The 4,240-nt window shown below is 65.5% G+C and carries 6 protein-coding genes; 5 read left to right on the top strand and 1 reads right to left on the bottom strand.

What is annotated here, in order from left to right; genetic code table 11:
• Positions 1-515: DsrE family protein (locus IV091_RS12730; protein ID WP_293469277.1), on the top strand; the 515-nt coding region annotated here is incomplete at its 5' end.
• 10 nt (positions 516-525) lie between these two features.
• Here the strand turns inward: IV091_RS12730 and IV091_RS12725 are convergent.
• On the bottom strand, positions 526-1,491 hold the full coding sequence (locus IV091_RS12725) for a DUF533 domain-containing protein (protein ID WP_293469275.1): 966 nt from the start codon (positions 1,489-1,491) through the stop codon (positions 526-528).
• A gap of 269 nt (positions 1,492-1,760) precedes the next feature.
• On the opposite strand from IV091_RS12725, the gene IV091_RS12720 reads away from it, so the two are divergent.
• From IV091_RS12720 to IV091_RS12705, 4 genes are all read left to right on the top strand, one after another.
• Entirely contained in the window at positions 1,761-2,741 is a 981-nt protein-coding gene (locus tag IV091_RS12720; RefSeq protein WP_293469273.1) for a quinone oxidoreductase, read from the top strand.
• 44 nt (positions 2,742-2,785) lie between these two features.
• Complete coding sequence (locus tag IV091_RS12715; protein WP_293469271.1) at positions 2,786-3,436, top strand: DUF938 domain-containing protein; 651 nt, start codon at positions 2,786-2,788, stop codon at positions 3,434-3,436.
• Positions 3,433-3,906 (top strand): YeeE/YedE thiosulfate transporter family protein, encoded by a 474-nt coding sequence (locus IV091_RS12710; RefSeq protein WP_293469269.1) that lies wholly within the window; start codon positions 3,433-3,435, stop codon positions 3,904-3,906. The genes IV091_RS12715 and IV091_RS12710 overlap by 4 nt, the downstream gene beginning before the upstream one ends.
• Positions 3,903-4,240 (top strand): DUF6691 family protein (locus tag IV091_RS12705; RefSeq protein WP_293469267.1); only part of this gene is annotated, 338 nt, incomplete at its 3' end. The genes IV091_RS12710 and IV091_RS12705, both read left to right, overlap by 4 nt.

Raw genomic sequence — 4,240 nt, 5'->3', positions numbered from 1 at the left:
ATGCACGCCGCCGCGCCTTGCTGGTGACATTGGCCCTGGGGCTGGTGGCGGGAGCGCCGGCCCTGGCGCAGGGCAAGCGGGTGCAAACCCCTTACGCCAACCCGAAGGTTCTGTTTGACATGTACCTGGACAGTCCGGCCAAAATGGGCTCGGCGCTGTACTGGCTGCGCTCGCTGGTCAACCCGCTGACTGAAGCGCCCTACAGCCTGTTTGCCGATGACATGCGCATCATCGTGCTGCTGCACGGCACCGAAATTGTGACGGTCGCGCGCAAGAACGAAGAAAAATACCAGGAGGTGGTGCAGCGCATGCGCTACTACGCGGCGGAGGGTGTGAAGTTCAGGATTTGCGGCCTGGCGATGCAGGACTACGGCTACACCGAAGCGGACCTGCAGCCCTTCATTGAAATCGCACCGTCCGCCATGACCGAACTGGTCCACTGGCAAAACCAGGGCTACGCGCTGATCACACCGCAGGTGCCCGACAAGCGGCATGCGATTGAAGACATACGTTGAAGCCCTGGCTTCAGCCGCCGCGTACCAGCGCCATGACCTGGGCCGCATCCAGCGTCGCCGCCTTTTGCTGGATCTGCGGCAGGTACTGGGTTTGCAGTTGCCTGGCGGGCGCTAGCAGGCCCTGGTAAGTTTCGCGCAGCAGCGCGGTGCTCATGACCCGGCCACCGGCGTAGTAGCGCTTGGCCAGTTGACCCAGCGCGTAGGTGGTGGCAAACGAAAACGCCATGCCGGTGCCGGCGCCGCCGACCTTGCCTATGGTTTTTCCCGCCAGCTTGCCGAACAGGCCACCCAGCAGCTTGCGGCCAAATTGCTCCAGGTACTGGGACGTCAGGCCCACGCCGGCGGCGGCGATGAATTCCTTGATATGACCCTGGTCCAGCGTCACGCCGTGGGCCTTGCCGATGCCGTAGACCATCTTGACCTGCAGCGGAATGATGGCCATGGACGCCCACGACTGCGGCAGCAACTCGAGCGCGCCATTGACCAGCGCGTGGTTCAGGATGGAGCGGTCCAGTTCGGCGTCATTGACGGTGGACGGCACAGCGGCAATCGCCGCAATGGCCGGTGATGGCGTGGGAACGGCCGTGTCGGGCGGGTTGACTTCGGCCAGGGCGGCAGCCTGCGCGTCAAAGGCCTGTGCCTTGGCCGGGTCTATCGCGAGCTGCCCCCTTAAATCGGCCAGGAAGCGGCGCTCCGCGTCAGTCTGCTGGCCATCGGCATCGCAGACGCAAACCGCCATTTCGTAGGCCAGTTGGCGGTGGCTGGGGTCGGTGAGTTTTTGCACTGCGGCCGCCACGCTGACGCGCTTGAGCAGCACGTCCTGGTACAGCCGCGACAGGTTGGGCGCGCCTGCTTCAGTGGACAGGGAATCCGCGATGCGGCGAATTTCCTCGCGTTCCGCATCGGCCTTGCGGCCATCGGCAAAGGCGGCCAACAGGGCGATGCAAAGGAGGGCTTCTTGCTGTTCAGGGGTCATGGGAGGGTTTCTTTCAGGCGCAAGATTGCAGAATCGGGCCTTGCCATAAGGCAATGGGGCAACAAGGCATTGAGGGCATGATAAAACTGCGCGCCACGCAGCTGAAAATGCACATTCCTTTTCCATTTCACTTGATGTGGGTTTAAACACCAGGTCTGAAGCGGGCAAGTTCGCCCGCGCCAGGGTGCCCTGTGGCCCACGCGCCGAAGCAGCAACCCGCTGCGCTACGCATCATGTTTTAATTACAAATTTTTTGAAGTAGCCCCACCATGACACTTGCACGCTCCATCCAGCTCACCGAATTCGGCGCCCCCGAGGTCATGCGCCTGGCCACGCTTGATCTGCCCGCCCCCGGCCCGGGCGAGGTGCAATTGCGCCAGACGGCCATTGGCTTTAACTACATCGACATTTACCAGCGCGCCGGCAAATACCCGCTGCCAACGCCCACCGGGCTTGGGCACGAGGCCGCCGGTGTGGTGGAAGCGCTGGGCGAAGGCGTGACAGACCTGCAGCTGGGCGACCATGTGGTCTACATGAACGCGGGCGTGGGCGCCTATGCCGACCGGCGCAATGTGCCGGCGGCCAAGCTGGTCAGGATCCCGGCGGGCATCAGCGACGAAGACGCCGCGGCCATCTTCTTCAAGGCCATGACGGCGCAGTACCTCGTCAAAAAGACCTACCCCGTGCAGCCAGGCGACGTGGTGCTGGTGCATGCCGCCGCGGGCGGTGTGGGCCTGATCCTGTGCAGCTGGGCCAGGGCGCTGGGCGCCACCGTGATAGGCACCGCAGGCTCGGCGGCCAAGTGCGAACTGGCCCGCCAGGCCGGCTGCGAGGCCTGCATCGACTACACCCAGCCCGACTGGGTGGCACAGGTGATTGAAGCCACCGGCGGGCGCAAGGCGCGCGTGGTGTACGACTCGGTGGCGCAGCACACCTTCATGGGTTCGCTGGACTGCACCGCGCCGTTTGGCATGGTGGTGCTGTTCGGCGCGGCTTCTGGCCCGGCGCCGGCGATTGATCCGGAGCTGCTCAACAAGAAAGGTTGCCTGTTTTTGACGCGGCCCTCGGTCTTTCCGCACAACGCCGATGCCGCCACCTTCCGCGCGAACGCAGCCGACGTGTTTGCAGCGATGGCCAGCGGCGCGGTGCGGGCCACCATAGGCGCGCGCTTTCGGCTTGACCAGTTGCCCGAAGCCCACCGCGCCGCCGAGGCCCGCCAGACCACCGGCGCCATCGTGATCCTGCCTTGAGCGCAACGACGGTCCCTACCCTCCTTGCTTCCCACAGCCAGCTCATGTTCAGCCCCGCCGCAGAGCGCAACAAGCAGGCCATCCTCGACGTGCTTCTCCAGGTGCTGCCAGAACGCGGCAGCGCGCTGGAGATTGCCTCGGGCACGGGTCAGCATGTGGCCTGGTTTGCCGCTGGCCTGCCCCACTGGACCTGGCAGCCCACCGATGCAGACCCCGAAGCGCTGAACGCCATGGCCGCATCGCGGGCCCCGCAAGGGGCAAGCCCTGTGCGCGCACCGTTGCGGCTGGACGTGATGGCGCCGCGCTGGCTGCCGTGCGGTACACAGCCCGAACCCAGGTTCGATCTGATTTACTGCGCCAACATGCTGCACATCGCCCCCTGGGCCACCTGTGCCGCGCTGATGCAAGGCAGCGCCCGGCACCTGGCGCCAGGCGGCAGGCTCATCACCTACGGGCCTTACCTGGAAGATGATGTACCCACCGCTGACGGCAACCGGGCGTTTGACCAAAGCCTGCGCGCGCAAAACCCGGCCTGGGGCATTCGCCGCCTGGAAGACGTTGCGCAAGTGGCCGCTGGCGCTGGGCTGCGCCTTTCAGCACGGCACGCCATGCCGGCCAACAACCTCTTGCTGGTGTGGACCTGCAAGGCGGGCCCCATGCCAGTGAACCCCTCCACGGATAATCCAGAACCATGAACCTTTCTCTTTCTCTTTTTCCCCTCGGCTGGCAGCACTATCTGCTGGGCGGGGTAATTATTGGCACGGGGGTGGCACTGCTGTTCGTGCTGACGGGTCGCATCGGCGGCATGAGCACGGTGTTCTCCAGCACCTGGTCTTTTGTGGTGCGCCGGCCGTTTTTTCAGCAGGCGCGGTTTGTGGACTCGCGCGGCTGGCGGCTGGTGTATGCGCTGGGGCTGATCTTGGGCGCGCTGGTGTGGTGGCTGGGCTTTGCCGGCGGCAAGCCGGAAGCCACGGCGGTGCCGGCATGGCAGTTGCTGATCGGCGGATTTTTGGTCGGCTACGGCGCGCGCCTGGGCAACGGCTGCACGTCGGGCCACGGCATTTGCGGGCTGGGCTCGCTGCAGTTGCCGTCGCTGATGGCGGTGCTGACCTTCATGGCCACCGCCTTCCTGACGGCCAATCTGGCCGCACGGTGGCTGCCATGAGCGCGCCAAACAAGACCCTTGCCGGCACGCTGGCCACGCTGGCGGCAGGCGCGCTGTTTGGCTTTGGCCTGTCGTATTCCAGCATGATCCGGCCCGAAGTGGTGCTGAGCTTTCTGCGCTTCGAGGATTTCGGCCTGATGCTGGTGATGGGCGGCGCCGTGATGGTGGCACTGCTGGCCTACAAGCTGGCGCCGCGCCTGCTCGCCCGGCCGCTGCTGGACGACCACTTTCACAAGCACCCCAGCGTCTGGAACCGCGACACCGCCGTGGGCGCCGCATTGTTCGGCGTGGGCTGGGGCCTGTGCGGCGTGTGCCCCGGCCCGGCCATTGCCGG

It is taken from the genome of Polaromonas sp. (genome assembly GCF_018780625.1).
GTDB lineage: Bacteria > Pseudomonadota > Gammaproteobacteria > Burkholderiales > Burkholderiaceae_C > Polaromonas.
The sequence above is the reverse complement of the archived record's forward strand: the minus strand, read 5'-3'. Positions and strand labels throughout refer to the sequence as shown.